The sequence below is a fragment of the Pseudomonas sp. 51_B genome, assembly GCF_017491595.1.
Lineage (GTDB): Bacteria > Pseudomonadota > Gammaproteobacteria > Pseudomonadales > Pseudomonadaceae > Aquipseudomonas > Aquipseudomonas promysalinigenes.
Window position 1 is genome coordinate 1 of record NZ_JAFGYW010000183.1, and the last position, 519, is coordinate 519.

The 519-nt window shown below is 66.3% G+C and carries 1 protein-coding gene; it reads left to right on the forward strand.

Going from position 1 to position 519, the window contains the following annotated elements; genetic code table 11:
- Positions 1-519, forward strand: a 519-nt coding sequence (locus J5M56_RS24285; protein ID WP_207937980.1) for an efflux RND transporter periplasmic adaptor subunit, incomplete at both ends; no start/stop codon positions are given.

Sequence of the window (519 nt, forward strand, 5' to 3'; positions counted from 1 at the left end):
GCGCAGCAGCCAGAGCGCATTGAGCGCGGCGCAGGCGCAGCTGGCCAACGCCAAGGACCAGCTCAGCTACACCGCGCTGATCGCCGATGCACCCGGGGTGATCACCGAGCGCCAGGCCGAAGTCGGCCAAGTGGTGCAGGCCACCGCGCCGATTTTCAGCCTCGCCCGCGATGGCGACCGCGACGCGGTGTTCAATGTCTATGAATCGCTGCTGGCCGAGCGGCCGTCCGATCGCTCGATCGTAGTCAGCCTGCTCGACAACCCCGAGATCAAAACCACCGGCACCGTGCGTGAGATCACGCCATCGGTGTCGGCGCAATCGGGCACCGTGCAGGTCAAGGTCAGCCTCGACAAGCTGCCGCCGGGCATGCAGCTCGGTTCGGTGGTCAGTGCCACCGCCAAGGGCACCGGCAAATCGGCGGTGGAACTGCCCTGGTCGGCGCTGACGAAAAACATCAGCGACCCGGCGGTATGGCTGGTCGATGACAAGGGCGAGGCGCAGTTGCATACGGTCACGGT